Below are 15,989 nucleotides of genomic sequence, written 5' to 3'. Positions count from 1 at the left end.
TCGGCCTTTGGGGCGCCCAACTTCTGGTCCTTGCCCCCCCCCACAACTACAGATTCGACGTCCGGAACTACCGACTCGGCCGCCACATCTACCGACTCGGCGAGGGTCAGCCGGCGCAGGCTCCGGTATCGACGGCGGCGGTCTCGGTGCGCGCCTCACGGGCGATGTCGATGACCTGGTCGGTGGTGAGGGCGTAGCCGGTCTCGGAGTCGGTGACCGAGGCAGCGAAGACGACGCCGACGACGTCACCCTCGGAGTCGACGATGGGGCCGCCGGAGTTGCCGGGGCGGATGAGGCTGCGTACGGAATAGACGTCGCGAATGACGGTGCCGACGCCGTAGATGTCGGGCGAGCGGAGGCGCTGCTCGGCACGGATCCGACCGGGCTGTACGTCGAAGGGACCGTCCTGCGGATAGCCCAGGACAGCGATCGGGTCCTCGGCGCCGGCAGTGCGGTCGAACTCGAGGCGCTTGAGGTTGCCGCCGCCCTCGAACTTCAGGACCGCGATGTCGATCTCGGGGTCGTAGTGGACGACCTTGGCGTCGTTGGCTCCGTCACCGACGATGACGTTGGGGTCGTCGACGCCGGCGACGACGTGGGCGTTGGTCATCAGATAGCCGCGGCCGATGACGAACCCGGTGCCTTCGACACCCTTGCCGCACTCGTTGGCGCCGCGGATCTTGAGGACCGACTCGCCGGCGCGTACGACATCGGGATCGGTGAGCATCCGCCGCGGGCCCGGCCCGACCTCGACGATCCGCTCGCGGGCGAACGGCTCCAGGTAGCGCGGGAAGAACGAGGTGCCGACGACGTCGTTGAACGCGCTCAGTGCGCGGTCGGCGGGCGACGGCATGATCGAGTCGACCTTGGCCAGGATCGCCGAGCCACGCACCGCCGGCGTGAGCCCGTTGATCTGCGCTCCCGAGACGGCGACCCCGAGCGCCCACGCGACCACCAGCACGGCCGCAGCACTGAGCAACGCCCCTCCGAGCGCATCGACGATCCGGGCCGGCTGCCAGGTGATCTCGTCCCGCACGCGCACGCCGCCGTACTGCAGCACCGCCTGCCCGATCGACGCACAGGCGATCACGACGAACAGGGCGCCGAGCGAGACCCACAACGACGGAGCCGCGCTGCCGAGCAGCTTCGGTGCCAGCCAGATGCCGATGAAGCCACCGAGCAACAGTCCGCCGGTCGCGAAGGCGCCGGTGATGAAGCCCTGCCAGTAGCCGGAGAGCGCGTAGGCCCCGACGAGGATGATCAGGATCCAATCAAGAAAGTTCACGGCCGATTCCGTTCGCGTCCCTGCAGCATGTATTCGGGCAACTCCTTGATCGGGGCGTCCGGAATCTCCGTGATCCACCCGAGATAGGTGAAGAAGCGGCTGATGATTCCACCGGTGAAGCCCCAGAGGATGACATCCTTCTCCGGTCCGATCAAGAACGCGGGCATCAGCCATCCGCTGCGGCCAGGCGCGCCGACCTGAATCCGGTGGGCCGGGTCCATGAGATCCGACAGGGGCACCCGGTAGACGGCGTGCACCTCTTCGAGCGATCGGTTGGTGACCGGAGACGGCTCTCGCCACCACGCGATGATCGGCACCACCGCGTGGTTGGAGAAGGGGATCCACAGCGCCGGGAGGCGGCCGACCACGTCGACACCGGCAGGGTCGAGCCCGGTCTCCTCCCACGCCTCCCGCAGCGCCGCCTCCTCCGCCGTCTCGCCTGGATCGAGCCGGCCGCCGGGGAACGAGACCTGGCCGGGGTGCGACCGCATCGTGTGCGAGCGCTCGGTCAGCAACAGATCGGGACCCTCAGGCCCCTCACCGAAGAGCATCAGCACGGCCGACTCGCGTGCGCTACCGTCGGCCGGCGGCAGGAACTGGGAGATGTCCTCGCCCTGGATCTGCTGGGCCGCCTCGACGATCTCCTCGAACCACTCCGGTCGCGTGAAGTTCGGGCGGTTCGCTCGCCGGCGCTCGCTCACAGGGTGATCCCCAGCTTCTTCTCCACGAGCTCCTTGACCTGGTTCGCACTGGTCATGCCACCCATCTGCAGCAGCTCCACCTCGCCGGAGGAGGACAGGACGTACGTCGCCGGCACCGCGCGCGCCGTGAGCGGGCCACCCTGCAGATCACCGCCCGGATCGGCGTACATCGGGAAGGTCACCCCGCGTGAGATCGCCTCCTCGAGCGCGACCCCGGGGACGGTGTCCATGACGTCGATGCCGATCACCGGCACCTCGTCGCCGTAGGTCTCGTAGAAGCTCTGCAACGCAGGCATCTCCTCCTTGCAGGGCGCACAGAAGCCCTGGAAGAGGTTGATCACCATCGGTCCCTCGAACGACGCGAGGTCGGCGGACTCGCCACCGCCGAGGCAGGCCAGCTCGATCGACGGCAGCCCGCCCTCGCTCGCCGACCCCTCCTGGCAGGGCTCCACCTTCGATGCCTTCTTGGCCGCGACCATCTCCGCGGTGGCGACGTTCACCTTGGAGGAGGACGGCTTGTCCGCGAGCGGTGCGCCGGATTGCCCGCCCCCGCTCGAGGAGTCGGTGCCGCAGCCCGCCAGGACCGCCAGCAGCAGGGCGACTGCCGACGCGACCCGGGCTCGTCTCCCCAGGACACGAACCATCAGTTGCGGCCCTCCGTGCGGACCAGCTTGGCCGCGGCGACAGGGTCGGTCGGCCCCTCGCCGTACGCAGGGCACAGCTGTGACACCGGACAGGCGCCGCACGCCGGCTTCTGGGCGTGACAGATCCGCCGTCCGTGCCAGATCACGTGGTGCGACAGCATCGTCCAGTCCCGCTTCTCGAAGAGCGCACCGACCTCGTGCTCGACCTTGACCGGGTCCTTCTCGCTCGTCCATCCGAAGCGCCGCGAGAGGCGCCCGAAGTGCGTGTCGACGGTGATCCCCGGCTTGCCGAAGGCGTTGCCGAGCACCACGTTGGCCGTCTTGCGCCCGACACCGGGCAGCTTCACCAGCTGCTCCAGGCGCGAGGGCACCTCGCCGTCGTACTCCTCCACGAGGACGGCGCTGAGCTTCAGCAGCGCGTCGGTCTTGGCACGGAAGAAGCCGAGCGGCCCGACGAGCTGCTCCAGGTGCTCTCGGGGCGCGGCCGCCATCTCCTTCGCGGTCGGGTAGGCCGCGAACAGGGCGGGCGAGGCCAGGTTGACCCGCTTGTCCGTGGTCTGCGCGCTCAGCACGGTCACGACCAGGCACTCGAAGGGGTTGGTGAAGTCGAGCTCGGCCTTCGCATCGGGGTAGGTCTCACCGAGGATGCGGTCGATCCGACGGGCACGACGCACCAGACCCAGGCGCGTCTCAGTCGCAAACTTCTGGGCAGGCACGCAGCAAGGCTACGCGGCCCCACCGACAATGCCGATCCGGCCCGGAGGACGGCTACCACAAACACCGCTCAACACATGCACTTTCTGCCCTTATCGGTGGGTGATGTGCACTTGTGAGACGTTCCACAGATAGGATTCCCGGTGTAATACCCGCGGATGTGGGGAAAATCCAGGAGGAATGGCCGCAATGGACAACGACGTACTCCGTCAGGCACCGCTCTTCAGCGCACTCGATGACGAGTCGATGACGGCCCTGCACGCCTCGATGGCAGAGTCGAAGCTCCGCCGCGGGGAGGTGCTCTTTCACGAGGGCGACTCCGGCGACAAGCTGTACGTCGTGATCGACGGCAAGGTGAAGCTCGGCCGCACCTCGTCCGACGGCCGCGAGAACCTGCTCGCCATCATGGGCCCCGGCCAGATGTTCGGTGAGCTCTCGCTCTTCGACCCCGGCCCCCGCTCGGCCACCGTCACCGCGGTCACCGACTCCGCCTTCGCGAGCCTGTCGCACGAGGACCTCCTCAAGTGGCTCGAGGGCCGCCCCGTCGTCGCCCGCGGCCTGCTCGCCCAGCTGGCCGGCCGCCTCCGCAAGGCCAACGACGTCGTCGCCGACCTCGTCTTCTCCGACGTCCCCGGCCGCGTCGCCAAGGCCCTGCTCGACCTCGCCGACCGCTTCGGCCGCACCGCCGACGACGGCGTCCACGTCCACCACGACCTCACCCAGGAGGAGCTCGCCCAGCTCGTCGGCGCCTCCCGCGAGACGGTCAACAAGGCCCTGGCCGACTTCGCCAGCCGCGGCTGGCTCCGCCTCGAGCCGCGCAGCGTCGTCATCATGGACATCGAGCGCATGGCCCGCCGCGCCCGCTGACCTGGACGTCCAGAGCACGCACTGATTCGTGGTCAGCGCTCAGCCAGGTAGGCGAGCTGGGCGCGCACGGAGAGTTCCGCGGCACCCCAGAGGACCTGGTCGACGTCGGCGTACACGATCTCGACGATCGCCCGCGGGTCCGCGTCGGCCGGAGTGACGCCGAGGCCGGCCACAGCGTCGGCGACCTGGCCGAGACGCTCGCGGCGGTGGGCGATGTAGTAGTCGAGCGCGCCGAGAGCGTTGCCGATGACTGGGCCGTGGCCAGGCCAGACGCTGGCGACACCATGCTCGGATGCCAAGGCGTGGAGCCGGTCGAGCGAGTCAAGATAGGCGCCCAGCTCGCCGTCGGGGTGAGCGACCACCGTGGTCCCCCGACCGAGGACCGTGTCGCCGGTCAGGACCGCCCCATCACCCGGCAGCCAGAAGGACAGCGAGTCCGAGGTGTGCCCGGGAGTCCCGACGACACGGATCTCCAGGCCGTCGACCTCGATGACGTCACCGTCGCCGAGCCCCTCGGTGCCGAGCCGGTATTCAGGATCAAGAGCGCGTACGCCGGCCCCGACCCGCTCCGCGAAGGCCCGCGCCGCCTCGGAGTGGTCATAGTGATGATGGGTCAGCAGCACGGTCGCGACCTCGCCGGCTGCCTCCGCCACCGCGTCGAGATGCCCCTCGTCCAACGGACCGGGGTCGATCACGACCGACCGGCGCCCGCCGGGCTCGCGCAGGACCCAGGTGTTGGTGCCGTCGAGCGACATGATCCCGGGGTTGGGCGCGAGGATGCACCGACCGCGCTCGCCGAAAACCCCACCTGACCAGGATTCATTCATGAGCGTGCCCTTCCGGCGATGAGCGTGGCGTGCAGCGGCAACACCGACAGCGCGTGGCCGCCGTCGACCTCCGTGACAGCCGGGGTGAACATGGTCAGCTCGCGCTCCGCGGCGGCGGCGAGGACGGCGTCCTCGGAGCCGATCGAGGCGACCTCGAGACAGTTGAGGTAGGTCGGCGGCATCATCGCCAGCTCACCGGCCTCGACCTGGTCGACCGCCTCCGCGGCGCCGAGCCAGTGCACCGAGGAGGACTCCGTCGACACGTCGCGGGTCACCTGCCCCTCGGGCAGCCGGGCGACGAAGAACCAGGTCGCGAAGCGCTTCGGCTCGAAGACGGGCGTCGTCCAGGCCGCCCACGGCGCCAGCAGATCCGTACGCAGCACCAGCCCGCGCCGGGTCAGCATCTCGGTCAGCGACAGCGAGCGCGCCTCCAGCGCGGCTCGGTCGGCCTCCCAGTCCGAGCCCGAGACGTCGTCGACGACGGCGTCGGCCGAAGTCCCCGCGAGCAGCACGCCGCTCTCCTCGAACGTCTCCCGCACCGCCGCGGCGACCAGCGCCCGCGCCCGGGACTCCTCGACGTCGAGCCTGCGTGCCCACTCACCGGCCGAGGGCCCGGCCCAGCAGGAGTCGGGCAGGTCGGCGTCGCGTACGTCCACGCCACCGCCGGGGAAGACGGCCATCCCGGCGGCGAACCCCATCGTCAGCTGCCGACGGAGCAGATAGACCTCCGGGCCTGAGGAGGCGTCGGAGCCCGGCCGCAGCAGCAGCACCGTTGCCGCGTCGCGCGGCTCGACCGGGGTGCGTACGCCCTGGGCGTACTCCCCGGCCAACGCCACGATGTCGTCACCAAGCCGGACTGGAGGGATCGGGATGCGCACGTTCGTCACTGTAGCGACGGGCGGTCGCGTCGTACGCTCCAACTTGGTAGGTCTCGACCCGCGGTCACGGCTTCGCAAGCTCAGCCGTGCGCTCGCTCGACCTCTTCGCGTTGCTCCTCGGCTCGCTACGCTCGCCGAGTCGCAGGCTCAGACCTCGACGACGATCTCCACCTCGACCGGAGCGTCGAGCGGCAGAACCGGCACACCGACGGCGGAACGCGCGTGCCGGCCGGCCTCGCCGAAGACCTTCCCGAGCAGCTCCGAGGCACCGTTGGCGACGCCCGGCTGGCCGGTGAAGTCGGGGGTGGAGGCGACGAAGCACAGCACCTTCACGATGCGCTTGACCTGCGCGAGGTCACCGATCTCGGCCTTGACCGCGGCCAGGGCGTTGAGCGCGCACTGCTGCGCCGCGGCGTAGCCGTCCTCGGCCGACACGTCACCGCCGACCTTGCCGACGGAGAGCAGCGCGCCGTCCTTCATCGGAAGCTGGCCCGAGGTGAACACGTGGTTGCCCGAGCGGACCGCCGGAATGTAGGCAGCCACCGGCGGCACGACGTCCGGCACGCTCAGGCCGAGCTCGGCGAGGACCTCCTCGGGCCCGCTCACTCCGAGACCGCCCGCTTGAAGAAGCCGACGTAGTTGCCGGTGCCGTTGTCGAGGATGGAGACGAGCTCCCACCCGTCGGCACCGAAGTTGTTGAGGATCTGCGCCGCAGCGTGGTTGAGGATCGGCGCTACCTGGTACTCCCACTTGGTCATGTCGGCACCCTACTTCGCGGACCCGCAGACGGGTTTCTCGGCGAGAAGGTTTGACCTTCCAACCATGCATCCGGGCCACTATCGTCGGGTCCGTGACTTCCACAGAGCAGCTGAAGGCGTACGTCGACACCTGGTGGTCCTCCGTCCAGGACCTCCTCGCGCTCCTGGAGGAGCTCTCCGAGCCGGACTGGGACCAGCCCACCGACCTCCCCGGCTGGGACGTACGCGCCATCGCCTCTCACGTCGCACACCTGGAGGGCCTCACCGCCGGCGCACCCCGCGAGGACGTCTCCGTGCCGGAGTCCGCCCACATCAAGTCGCCGATGGGCCAGTTCACCGAGATCGGCGTGATCACCCGCCGCGACGCCTCGCCCGAGAGCATCATCGACGAGATCCGCCGCTACACCGCCGTACGCCATGACGAGCTGCTCGCCTCGCCGCCCGAGGACCCCGCGGCGCCCGCGCCCGGCGTCTTCGGCGCGATCGGGTGGACCACCGGCAAGCTGCTCCGCAACCGGCCGCTCGACCTCTGGCTGCACGAGCAGGACATCCGCCGCGCCACCGGCCGCCCCGGCAACCTCGACAGCCCCGGCGCCCTCCACACCGCCGACTACCTCCTCGAAGGCGTCGGCTTCGTGCTCGCCAAGAAGGCCGGTGGCACCCCCGGCTCCACGGTCGTCGTCGAGGTCGAGGGCCACGATCCGTACACCTTCACCGTCACCAAGGAGGGCAAGGGCGTCCCGCAGGCCGACCCGGTGGCCGACCCCACCGTCACCCTCTCCACCGACCGCGAGACGTACGTCCTCCTGGCCGGTGGCCGCGCCTCCGCCGACCCTGCCAAGGTGAGGATCACCGGCGAGGCCACCCTCGGCACCAAGATCGTCGAGAACCTCAACATCACCCCGTGAGTTGTGAATCTGAGAGTGATCGATAGGTCACTCTCGGGTTCACAACCTCCTCAGCCCGGATAAAGTCGGCGCATGAGCTCCGACTGGCCACACGTGCAGCTGCATGTGGTGACCGGCAAGGGCGGCACGGGCAAGTCGACGGTGGCTGCGGCTCTGGCGCTCGGGCTGGCCTCCCACGGGAAGAACGTCCTGCTGTGCGAGGTCGAGGGCCGCCAGGGGGTGGCCCGGATGTTCGACGTCGACCCGCTGCCCTACGCCGAGACCCGCATCGCGACCGGACTGCGGATGCGGTCGCGGTCCGGCGCCGACGCCGAACCCGGCAACGTCTACGCCCTGCACATCGCCCCCGAGGAAGCCCTCCTCGAATACCTCAAGATGTACTACAAGCTCGGCCCGGCCGGCCGCGCCCTCGACCGGTTCGGCGTGATCGAGTTCGCCACCACGATCGCCCCCGGCGTCCGGGACGTACTCCTCACCGGCAAGCTCTTCGAGGCCGTCCAGCGCAACAGCCGCAACAAGGGTGCGCGGACCTACGACGCCGTCGTGCTCGACGCTCCCCCCACCGGCCGGATCACGTCCTTCCTCAACGTCTCCGAGTCGGTGGCCGGCCTGGCCAAGGTCGGCCCGATCAAGAACCAGGCCGACACGATGATGACCCTGTTCCGCTCCCGCCGCACCGCGGTCCACCTGGTCACCCTGCTCGAGGAGATGCCGGTCCAGGAGACCGCCGACGGCATCAGCGAGCTGCGCGCCGCCGGGCTCCCGGTCGGCGGCGTCATCGTCAACCAGGTGCGCCCCCGCGACCTCCCCGACGAGTCGCTAGCTCCCGCTCTGGCCGGCACCCTCGACAGCGAGACGATCGCCGAGGACCTCAAGCGTGCCGGCGTCGAACCCGACCCCGCCCTGATCTCCGCCCTCGCCGATGAGGCGAAGGAGTACGCCGAGCGCCGCGCCCTCGAGGACGCCCAGCGTGACCTCGTCGCCGGCCTCGGGGTCCCGACCTACGAGCTCGACCGGATCGCCGGCGGGATCGACATCGGCGGGCTCTACGAGCTCGCTGCCGAGCTGAAGGATCAGGGGCTGGCATGACGTCACATCCACGTGTCGGCCCGCTGGCTGCCCACGCCGATCACACCCGCGCCCTCGAGGTCGACCGGCTGCTCGACGACCTCGACACCCACATCATCGTCTGCTGCGGCAGCGGCGGCGTAGGCAAGACGACGACCTCGGCGGCGCTCGCGCTCCGAGCGGCCGAGCGCGGACGCAAGGTGGTGGTGCTGACGATCGATCCCGCGCGACGCCTCGCCCAGTCGATGGGCATCGAGCGGCTCGACAACACGCCTCGCCCCGTTCCCGGGGTCGGCCCCGGCCGGCTCGACGCGATGATGCTCGACATGAAGCGCACCTTCGACGAGGTGGTCGAGTCCCAGGCCAGCCCCGAGAAGGCGCAGCAGATCCTCAACAACCAGTTCTACGTCGCGTTGAGCTCCAGCTTCGCGGGCACGCAGGAATACATGGCGATGGAGAAGCTCGGCCAGCTCTACCGCGACTCCTTCGCCCACAACGGCGGCAACGGCGACTACGACCTGATCGTCGTCGACACGCCCCCGAGCCGGAGCGCCCTGGACTTCCTCGATGCCCCCGAGCGTCTCTCCAGCTTCCTCGACGGGCGCTTCCTGCGCCTGATGCTGGCCCCCGCCAAGGGTCCGGTCCGCCTCATGTCGGCCGGGATCAACATCGTCACCAACGCCCTCAAGAAGGTGCTCGGCGGGCAGATGCTCACCGACCTGCAGACATTCGTGACCGCGCTCGACACCGTCTTCGGTGGTTTCCGGCAACGGGCCCAGGAGACGTACGCACTGCTTCAGGCCGACGAGACCGCCTTCCTCGTCATCGCGGCCCCCGAGCCCGATGCCCTCCGCGAGGCCGCCTACTTCGTCGAGCGCCTCTCCGGTGACCGGATGCCGCTCCAGGGCCTGGTGATCAACCGGGCCACCCTGCCCGACGACGCCTCGCTGACCGCGGCCGCGGCCGGGGCCGCCTCGGAACGTCTCCCCGACGCAGCCCTCACCGCCGGGCTGCTGCGGCTCCATGCCGACCGCGCCCTGCTGGTCGAGCGTCAGGACCAGCTGCGCGAACGCTTCGCGGTCGCCCATCCCCAGGTGCCGACCGCCGTCGTGCCGGCGCTGCCCGGTGACGTACACGATCTCGACGGGCTCCGTGAGATCGGCCGCCTGCTGGCCCAGGGCTGAGCACCTGGAAACGACGTCGAGCCAGGACGTACGTCACGTACGTCCTGGCTCAGACCAAGATCTTCAGCGATCCACTCGAGTAGGGGACGAGTGATCACTCCACCGAGGCACGGGTGCGCGCGGCCTCGAGCACGGCGCGCCAAGAGGCGTTCGGGCTGCGTCGGAGCAGCGCCCGACGCTCGCGCTCGGTCATCCCGCCCCAGACACCCCACTCGATCTGGTTGTCGAGCGCCTCGGCGAGGCACTCGGTGCGGACGACGCAGCCGGAGCAGACCATCTTGGCCTTGTTCTGCTCGGCTCCGCGCACGAAGAGCTCGTCGGGCTCGTTCTCACGACAAGCAGCCTGCAGCGACCATTCATCAACCCACATTGTGTGCCATCCCTTCGTCAGAGCGCTTCGCCCTCCCCAAATGACGGCGTGGGCGCCCGTGCGGACTAAAGGTTAAGGACCCGAGCCTGTCGAGTGACACACCCTTCTGACCCAAAGTACGTAGTCCTAAATGACTAGGAGGGGTCCTAGGACCCCTTTCCGACCTCCCTGTCCGGCACCGAATGCGAATCATGTGCTATTAGCCGCGATCACCTACGATGACGAGCATGTCCTCGCCGTCGCTGCGCCCGCAGACCGTGCTCAAACACCTTGCCGTCATGTGCGGCGTGGCAGCCGTCCTCGGAGTCGTCGCCGCGGGTCTGGCCATCCCCTTCGCCGGTGTGGCCGGGATCGCGGCCAAGGAGACCGCCGAGAAGATGGACTCGTTGCCGAAGGCCTTCGAGGTCGACGACATGTCCCAGACGACCAAGATCGTCGACCGCAAGGGCAACCTGATCACGACGCTCTACGACCAGAACCGCGTCTACCGTCCTCTCGACCAGATCTCGTCCAACATGACGAAGGCGCTCCTGGCGATCGAGGACTACCGCTTCTACCAGCACGGCGCGATGGACCTCAAGGGCACGCTGCGCGCGCTGATCACCAACCAGGCCAGCGACTCGGTCCAGGGTGGCTCCTCGATCACCCAGCAGCTGGTGAAGACGACGCTGGTCTACTCCGCGAAGACCGAGGCCGAGCGCAAGGCTGCCATCGAGAAGTCGACGGCCCGCAAGATCCGCGAGCTGCGCTACGCGATCGCGCTGGAGGAGCAGCACTCCAAGGACTGGATCCTCGAGCGCTACCTCAACGCGGCCTACTTCGGCGACGGCTCCTACGGCGTCCAGGCCGCCGCCAAGCACTACTTCAACGTCAACGCCTCCGAGCTCAACTGGCAGCAGGCGGCGATGCTGGCCGGGATGGTGAAGAACCCCACCGGCTACGACCCGACCAACTACCCCGACGCCACCATCGCCCGCCGCAACGTCGTCATCGACCGGATGGCCGCACTCAAGGTCGTCCCCCGCCCCGAGGCGGAGAAGCTGAAGGACTCCAGCCTCGGTCTCAACGTCCAGAAGCAGCGCAACGGCTGCCTCGGCTCGTCCGCGGAGTTCTTCTGCGACTACGTGATCAAGTGGCTGCTCAAGGACCCGGCTTTCGGCGAGAACGAGACCGACCGGCTCGCGCTGATCAAGTCGGGCGGTCTGACCATCAAGACCACGCTCGACCAGCGGTTCCAGGACGCCGCTCAGGAGTCCGTCGAGGATCACGTCCACGCCACCGACCAGGCCATCGGTGCCCTGGCCATGGTCGAGCCGGGCACGGGTCGGGTCCGGGCGCTCGCCCAGTCCCGTCCGATGGGTGACAACAAGAAGAAGGGCCAGTCCTACCTCAACTACCTGGTCCCCAAGGAGAAGGCCGGCGACTCCAACGGCTTCCAGGCCGGGTCGACCTTCAAGGCGTTCACCCTGGCCGCCGCGATCGAGCAGGGCTTCCCGCTCAAGCAGCAGATCAACTCCCCCGAGGAGCTGACCCTCAACGAATCCACCTTCGCCGGCTGCCCGGGCGACGGCAACCGCGTCGGTTCCCACACCTTCCACAACTCCACGACCTCGGGCAGCAAGGACGCCTACACCGGCACCCGGGAGTCCGTGAACACCTTCTACGCCCAGCTCTTCCAGCTCACCGGGATGTGCACGCCCTACAAGATGGCGCAGAAGATGGGCGTCAAGCTCACCGCCCCGTTCGGGGTCAGCTTCGACGACGGTCATCTCTGCAAGCCGAGCGAGACCCGCTGCGGCGGCGCCGAGCGTGTCCCCACCTTCACCCTCGGCGTCGTCGACGTCAGCCCGCTCGAGATGGCGGAGGCGTACGCGACGTTCGGCGCCCGTGGCAAGCACTGCGACTCGGTGCCGGTCAACGAGATCCTCGACGCCAACGGCAAGGTGATCAAGAAGTACGACCCGACCTGCGAGCAGGCGATGGCCAAGGGCACCGCCGACGCGGTCAACGACATCCTCCGCGGCGTGATGGAGCCGGGCGGCTTCGGTCAGAACCTGGCCCTGTCGGTGCCGAGCGCCGGCAAGACCGGCACCACGCAGGACAACAAGGCGGTGTGGCTGATGGGCTACACGCCGCGGCTCGCGACCGCTGCGATGATCGCCGGAGCCAACTCCGCGGGGACGCCGCTGGGACTCCAGGGCCAGTACATCGGCGGCGACTACATCGCCACCGCATCGGGCTCGGGTTTCGCCGGCCCGATGTGGGGTGACGCGATGCAGGTGATCGACAAGTACCTCAAGTGGGTCGACTTCGAGGAGCCCGACCCGAACGTGATCGCGGGTCACACGGTCGACGTTCCGTGGGTCGGCGGCATGACTGTCGAGAAGGCGACGAAGGTGCTGAGGAAGGCCGGGTTCCAGGTCCAGGTCGGCCCGCAGGCGCACTCGGAGTACGACCCGGGTCTGGTTGCCTTCACCACGCCCTCCGGTGACGCTGCCGAGGGATCGCCGATCACGATCTACACCTCCCTCGGCCCGGAGCCGAAGCCCGACCCGAAGCCCGATAAGAAGAAGCAGCCGGACAAGAAGAAGCCCGGCGGTCGCAACGAGAAGCCGGCCACGGTCGAGGAAGAGCCCGACTTCGGCTGGGAGTGGCCGACCGGCTGACGCCCAGCCCCTCCCAACGACTGTGGCCCCACCGATCCGGTGGGGCCACGGTCGTTCTCGGACTACCGATCAGGCGAGCTGCTTGCGCACCTCGGCGGCCACGGCGCCACCGTCGGCCTTGCCCTTGGTCTGCGGGGTCAGAACGCCCATCACCTTGCCCATGGCGCGCATCCCCTCGTCGGCCGCACCGGTCTGGGCGATGGCCTTGCTGACCAGGTCGGAGATCTCCTCGGCACTCAGCTGAGCGGGCAGGTACTCGGTGATCACCGCGGCCTCCGCGGTCTCCTTCTCGGCCTGCTCGGGACGACCGCCGTCGGCGAAGGCCGTCGCCGCCTCGCGCCGCTTCTTGGCCTCGCGGGTCAGGATCGTGATGATCTCGTCGTCGGTGAGCTCCTTGGCCTCCTTGCCGGCGACCTCGGCCTCGGCGATCGAGGCCATGACCATGCGCAGCGTCCCGGCGCGGTCCTTGTCACGGGCCTTCATCGCGGAGGTCAGGTCGGTCCTCAGCTGATCCTTCAGAGTGCTCATGGCACCCATTGTGGCAGGGTTGAGCCATGCGGCTCGCCTCAGTAATCGGCCCAGTAGTCGGCACAGCACTCGGCACCGGGCTCGCCACCGGCACGGCCATGACGGCGTACGCCCTGTGGGAGGCCCGTCAATACACGCTGCGCCATGTCGGGCTGCCGGTGCTCCCCGAGGGTGCGGACCCGCTGCGGGTGCTGCATCTCTCCGATATGCACGTGGTCCCGTCGCAGCACAAGAAGCTCGACTGGATCGCATCGCTGGCCGCGCTGAAGCCGGACCTGGTCGTCGACACCGGTGACAACCTGGCCCACCAGCGGGCGGTGCCGTCGATCGTCAATGCCCTCGGCACGCTGCTCGACGTACCGGGCGTGTTCGTGCACGGCTCCAACGACTACTACGAGCCGCGGCTGCGCAACCCGATCGGCTACCTGCTGCCGGACAACGGCAAGCGGCAGACCAACGTGCCCGAGCTGCCCTGGCGTGACCTGACCGCGTCCTTCACCAAGTCCGGCTGGCTCGACCTCACCAACACGCGCTCGTCGTTGACCGTGAAGGGCATCGAGATCGCCTTCGCGGGCGTCGACGACCCCCACCTCCGCCTCGACGACCTGTCCGCGGTCGCCGGTCCCGCGGACTCGGCCGCGGACGTAAGACTCGGGGTCGCGCACGCTCCCTATCTACGGGTCCTGGACCAGTTCACCGCCGACGGCTACGACGCGATCCTGGCCGGCCACACCCACGGCGGTCAGATCTGCCTTCCGGGCGGCCGGGCCCTGGCCACCAACTGCGATCTCGATCCCGCCCGGGTGCGCGGACTGCACACTCATACCCACGGCGGACGCCAGGCCTGGCTGCACGTATCGGCCGGCCTCGGCACCTCGCCCTACACCCGGATCCGCATCGCCTGCCGGCCCGAGGCGACCCTCCTGACGCTCACCGCGCGTGGGGCATCTCGCCGATAGGGGTCGATTACGGATCGAGCGAGTCTCTGGGCTATGCTCATTCCTCGTTGGACCGTTTGTTCGGTGCAGCATTCGGGTTGTAGCGCAGCTTGGTAGCGCACCTCGTTCGGGACGAGGGGGCCGCAGGTTCAAATCCTGTCAACCCGACATCGAGCTCAGGCTCGGAGATCGCAAGATCTCCGAGCCTGATCCCGTTTCCGGGGCAGTAGTGTCGTCGCCATGAGTTTCGACACGCGCAACGGCACCCGCGGCGCCAAGCAGCCCTCGGCCAACCTCCTCCTCAAGCTGGGCAACAAGCTGATGATGAGCCGCGCCCGCAAGAGCAACGCCACGACGGCCGGGATGCGCCTTCTCGTGCTCACCACGATCGGAAAGAAGAGCGGCGAACCCCGTTCGTCGCCACTGGCCTGGTTCCCCGGGGATGACGGCACCTGGCTGGTCGTCGCCTCCGCCGGCGGGGCGGCGAAGAACCCTGCGTGGTACTACAACCTCGCCGCCAACCCCGACCGAGTCACGATCGAGCTGGGCGGCGAGACCATCCCCGTGACGGCAGAGCAGCTCCACGGTGAGGCGCGGGCGCAGGCCTGGACCACGATCGTCGCCTCCGCTGCCAACTTCGGGACCTACGAGGAGAAGACCGACCGCGAGATCCCGGTCATCCGCCTGACCCGCGCGTGAGTTCAAATGTGACGCTCGGCATGCGAAACTGCCCCTCATGAGCAACGACCCCGCCGACAAGCTCGCAGCGCCGTCGTTCGGTTTCAAGAAGAAGCGTGGGGGCACGAAGCCGGCGAACGTCAAGCCAGAGAAGACTCAGCCCCAGAAGAGTCAGCCCCCGAAGGCACGGGTCGAGACGGCGTCCGTCGAGACCGCTCCGGTCGAGACTGCCTCGGCGGAGAAGACCCAGGTGCTGGAGAAGACGGCACCACCCGTCGTCGTGCCCGAGCCGCCCGCGGAGGAGTCTGCGGAGAAGTCTGCCGGGAAGCCGGCGAAGAAGCAGAAGGCGCCGAAGGCGCAGAAGCCGGCCAAGCCGGCGAAGGAGCCGAAAGCTCCCAAGGAGCCCAGGCAACCGAAGGACCCGAGCCGGCGACGGATCAATCTCAGCACCCCGTCAGGCCTGTCCGCAGCGGTCATGATCGGGGCCATCGTCGGTGCGTTCATGGCCCTGGCCGTCTGGTTCAGCGGCACCGTGAGCCAGTGGACACGAGGCACCTCGTCGCTCGGCGACAAGGGGGCGATCATCCTCATCGCCGTCTTCGCCCTCGCGATCATCGTCGGCGGCTACCTCCTCCGCCTGGCCGCCGCCCGCTCCCCCTTCACGATCAGCTTCCTCGGCTCGGCCCTCGTCGCCGTACTCTCGATGCTCTTCCTCACCGACCTCTTCGTCCACGCCTGGGGAGTGATCATCGTCGTGATCCTCTCCGCCGCCGCGTACGCCCTCGCCTACTGGGTCACCACCAACTACATCGACTGACCCCCTCAGCCGAATCTGTAGTTGTGGCGGGCCGAGACAGCAGTTGTGGGCGACGAAACTGGAGTTTCAGATGACGGTCTTGACGAGGGCGGTCAGCTCCGCCAGCTCCTGCTCGGTGAGGTCGGTCAGCGGCGGACGTACGGGCCCGGCGGGACGGC

Annotated in this window: 18 protein-coding genes and 1 tRNA gene; 9 read left to right on the top strand and 10 right to left on the bottom strand. The window is 68.8% G+C overall.

What is annotated here, in order from left to right:
• Positions 1 to 106: 106 nt before the first annotated feature.
• From ABZ796_RS12285 to nth, 4 genes are read right to left on the bottom strand one after another with little or no spacing between them, the layout of a single operon-like run.
• The gene (locus ABZ796_RS12285) at positions 107 to 1,285 is read right to left on the bottom strand and encodes a MarP family serine protease (RefSeq protein ID WP_357337174.1); all 1,179 of its coding nucleotides are present in this window, start codon (positions 1,283 to 1,285) and stop codon (positions 107 to 109) included.
• A complete protein-coding gene (locus tag ABZ796_RS12280) occupies positions 1,282 to 1,986 on the bottom strand; it encodes a CoA pyrophosphatase (RefSeq protein WP_357337173.1) in 705 nt (234 codons plus the stop codon). The genes ABZ796_RS12285 and ABZ796_RS12280 overlap by 4 nt, the downstream gene beginning before the upstream one ends.
• Positions 1,983 to 2,630: a TlpA disulfide reductase family protein gene (locus ABZ796_RS12275; RefSeq protein ID WP_357337172.1), complete on the bottom strand. Its 648-nt coding sequence runs from the start codon at positions 2,628 to 2,630 to the stop codon at positions 1,983 to 1,985. The genes ABZ796_RS12280 and ABZ796_RS12275 overlap by 4 nt, the downstream gene beginning before the upstream one ends.
• Positions 2,630 to 3,346 carry an endonuclease III gene (gene nth, locus ABZ796_RS12270; protein WP_357337171.1) on the bottom strand — a complete coding sequence of 239 codons (717 nt, stop codon included), beginning with the start codon at positions 3,344 to 3,346 and terminating at the stop codon, positions 2,630 to 2,632. Before nth ends, ABZ796_RS12275 begins: the two co-directional genes overlap by 1 nt.
• A 187-nt stretch (positions 3,347 to 3,533) precedes the next feature.
• Here nth and ABZ796_RS12265 point away from each other — a divergent pair, with 187 nt between their 5' ends.
• Entirely contained in the window at positions 3,534 to 4,211 is a 678-nt protein-coding gene (locus ABZ796_RS12265) for a Crp/Fnr family transcriptional regulator (protein ID WP_008356269.1), read from the top strand.
• A 32-nt stretch (positions 4,212 to 4,243) separates the two neighbouring features.
• On the opposite strand, the gene ABZ796_RS12260 is transcribed toward ABZ796_RS12265, so the two are convergent.
• The 4 genes from ABZ796_RS12260 to ABZ796_RS12245 all read right to left on the bottom strand — a co-directional run bounded on the left by ABZ796_RS12260 (position 4,244) and on the right by ABZ796_RS12245 (position 6,674).
• Positions 4,244 to 5,038 (bottom strand): MBL fold metallo-hydrolase, encoded by a 795-nt coding sequence (locus tag ABZ796_RS12260; protein WP_357337170.1) that lies wholly within the window; start codon positions 5,036 to 5,038, stop codon positions 4,244 to 4,246.
• A complete protein-coding gene (locus ABZ796_RS12255) occupies positions 5,035 to 5,916 on the bottom strand; it encodes an NUDIX hydrolase (protein WP_357337169.1) in 882 nt (293 codons plus the stop codon). The genes ABZ796_RS12260 and ABZ796_RS12255 overlap by 4 nt, the downstream gene beginning before the upstream one ends.
• A 147-nt stretch (positions 5,917 to 6,063) precedes the next feature.
• A complete protein-coding gene (locus ABZ796_RS12250) occupies positions 6,064 to 6,522 on the bottom strand; it encodes a RidA family protein (protein ID WP_357337168.1) in 459 nt (152 codons plus the stop codon).
• Positions 6,519 to 6,674 carry a DUF4177 domain-containing protein gene (locus tag ABZ796_RS12245; RefSeq protein WP_141791386.1) on the bottom strand — a complete coding sequence of 52 codons (156 nt, stop codon included), beginning with the start codon at positions 6,672 to 6,674 and terminating at the stop codon, positions 6,519 to 6,521. The genes ABZ796_RS12250 and ABZ796_RS12245 overlap by 4 nt, the downstream gene beginning before the upstream one ends.
• Positions 6,675 to 6,766: 92 nt before the next feature.
• On the opposite strand from ABZ796_RS12245, the gene ABZ796_RS12240 reads away from it, so the two are divergent.
• The 3 genes from ABZ796_RS12240 to ABZ796_RS12230 all read left to right on the top strand — a co-directional run bounded on the left by ABZ796_RS12240 (position 6,767) and on the right by ABZ796_RS12230 (position 9,834).
• On the top strand, positions 6,767 to 7,582 hold the full coding sequence (locus tag ABZ796_RS12240) for a maleylpyruvate isomerase family mycothiol-dependent enzyme (RefSeq protein WP_357337167.1): 816 nt from the start codon (positions 6,767 to 6,769) through the stop codon (positions 7,580 to 7,582).
• Between the two features lie 72 nt (positions 7,583 to 7,654).
• Positions 7,655 to 8,671, top strand: a complete 1,017-nt coding sequence (locus tag ABZ796_RS12235; RefSeq protein ID WP_357337166.1) for an ArsA-related P-loop ATPase — start codon at positions 7,655 to 7,657, stop codon at positions 8,669 to 8,671.
• Positions 8,668 to 9,834 (top strand): ArsA family ATPase, encoded by a 1,167-nt coding sequence (locus ABZ796_RS12230; protein ID WP_357337165.1) that lies wholly within the window; start codon positions 8,668 to 8,670, stop codon positions 9,832 to 9,834. The genes ABZ796_RS12235 and ABZ796_RS12230 overlap by 4 nt, the downstream gene beginning before the upstream one ends.
• 94 nt (positions 9,835 to 9,928) lie before the next feature.
• Here ABZ796_RS12230 and ABZ796_RS12225 read toward each other — a convergent pair whose 3' ends face one another.
• Complete coding sequence (locus ABZ796_RS12225) at positions 9,929 to 10,204, bottom strand: WhiB family transcriptional regulator (protein ID WP_045548985.1); 276 nt, start codon at positions 10,202 to 10,204, stop codon at positions 9,929 to 9,931.
• A 227-nt stretch (positions 10,205 to 10,431) separates the two neighbouring features.
• Between ABZ796_RS12225 and ABZ796_RS12220 the strand changes: the two genes are divergently transcribed.
• Positions 10,432 to 12,870, top strand: coding sequence for a penicillin-binding protein (locus ABZ796_RS12220; RefSeq protein ID WP_357337164.1), 2,439 nt, complete (start codon positions 10,432 to 10,434; stop codon positions 12,868 to 12,870).
• 69 nt (positions 12,871 to 12,939) lie between these two features.
• Here ABZ796_RS12220 and ABZ796_RS12215 read toward each other — a convergent pair whose 3' ends face one another.
• The gene (locus ABZ796_RS12215) at positions 12,940 to 13,398 is read right to left on the bottom strand and encodes a GatB/YqeY domain-containing protein (RefSeq protein WP_357337163.1); all 459 of its coding nucleotides are present in this window, start codon (positions 13,396 to 13,398) and stop codon (positions 12,940 to 12,942) included.
• 26 nt (positions 13,399 to 13,424) lie between these two features.
• Between ABZ796_RS12215 and ABZ796_RS12210 the strand changes: the two genes are divergently transcribed.
• The 4 genes from ABZ796_RS12210 to ABZ796_RS12195 all read left to right on the top strand — a co-directional run bounded on the left by ABZ796_RS12210 (position 13,425) and on the right by ABZ796_RS12195 (position 15,831).
• Complete coding sequence (locus ABZ796_RS12210) at positions 13,425 to 14,357, top strand: metallophosphoesterase (protein WP_357337162.1); 933 nt, start codon at positions 13,425 to 13,427, stop codon at positions 14,355 to 14,357.
• Positions 14,358 to 14,430: 73 nt separating this feature from the next.
• Positions 14,431 to 14,504: transfer RNA gene (locus ABZ796_RS12205), tRNA-Pro, on the top strand.
• 72 nt (positions 14,505 to 14,576) lie between these two features.
• Positions 14,577 to 15,035 (top strand): nitroreductase family deazaflavin-dependent oxidoreductase, encoded by a 459-nt coding sequence (locus ABZ796_RS12200; protein WP_357337161.1) that lies wholly within the window; start codon positions 14,577 to 14,579, stop codon positions 15,033 to 15,035.
• A 37-nt stretch (positions 15,036 to 15,072) separates the two neighbouring features.
• Positions 15,073 to 15,831, top strand: a complete 759-nt coding sequence (locus ABZ796_RS12195) for a hypothetical protein (RefSeq protein ID WP_357337160.1) — start codon at positions 15,073 to 15,075, stop codon at positions 15,829 to 15,831.
• Positions 15,832 to 15,989: the final 158 nt, after the last annotated feature.

The sequence above is a fragment of the Nocardioides sp. NPDC047086 genome (assembly GCF_040643685.1).
GTDB lineage: Bacteria > Actinomycetota > Actinomycetes > Propionibacteriales > Nocardioidaceae > Nocardioides.
The sequence above is the reverse complement of the archived record's forward strand: the minus strand, read 5'-3'. Positions and strand labels throughout refer to the sequence as shown.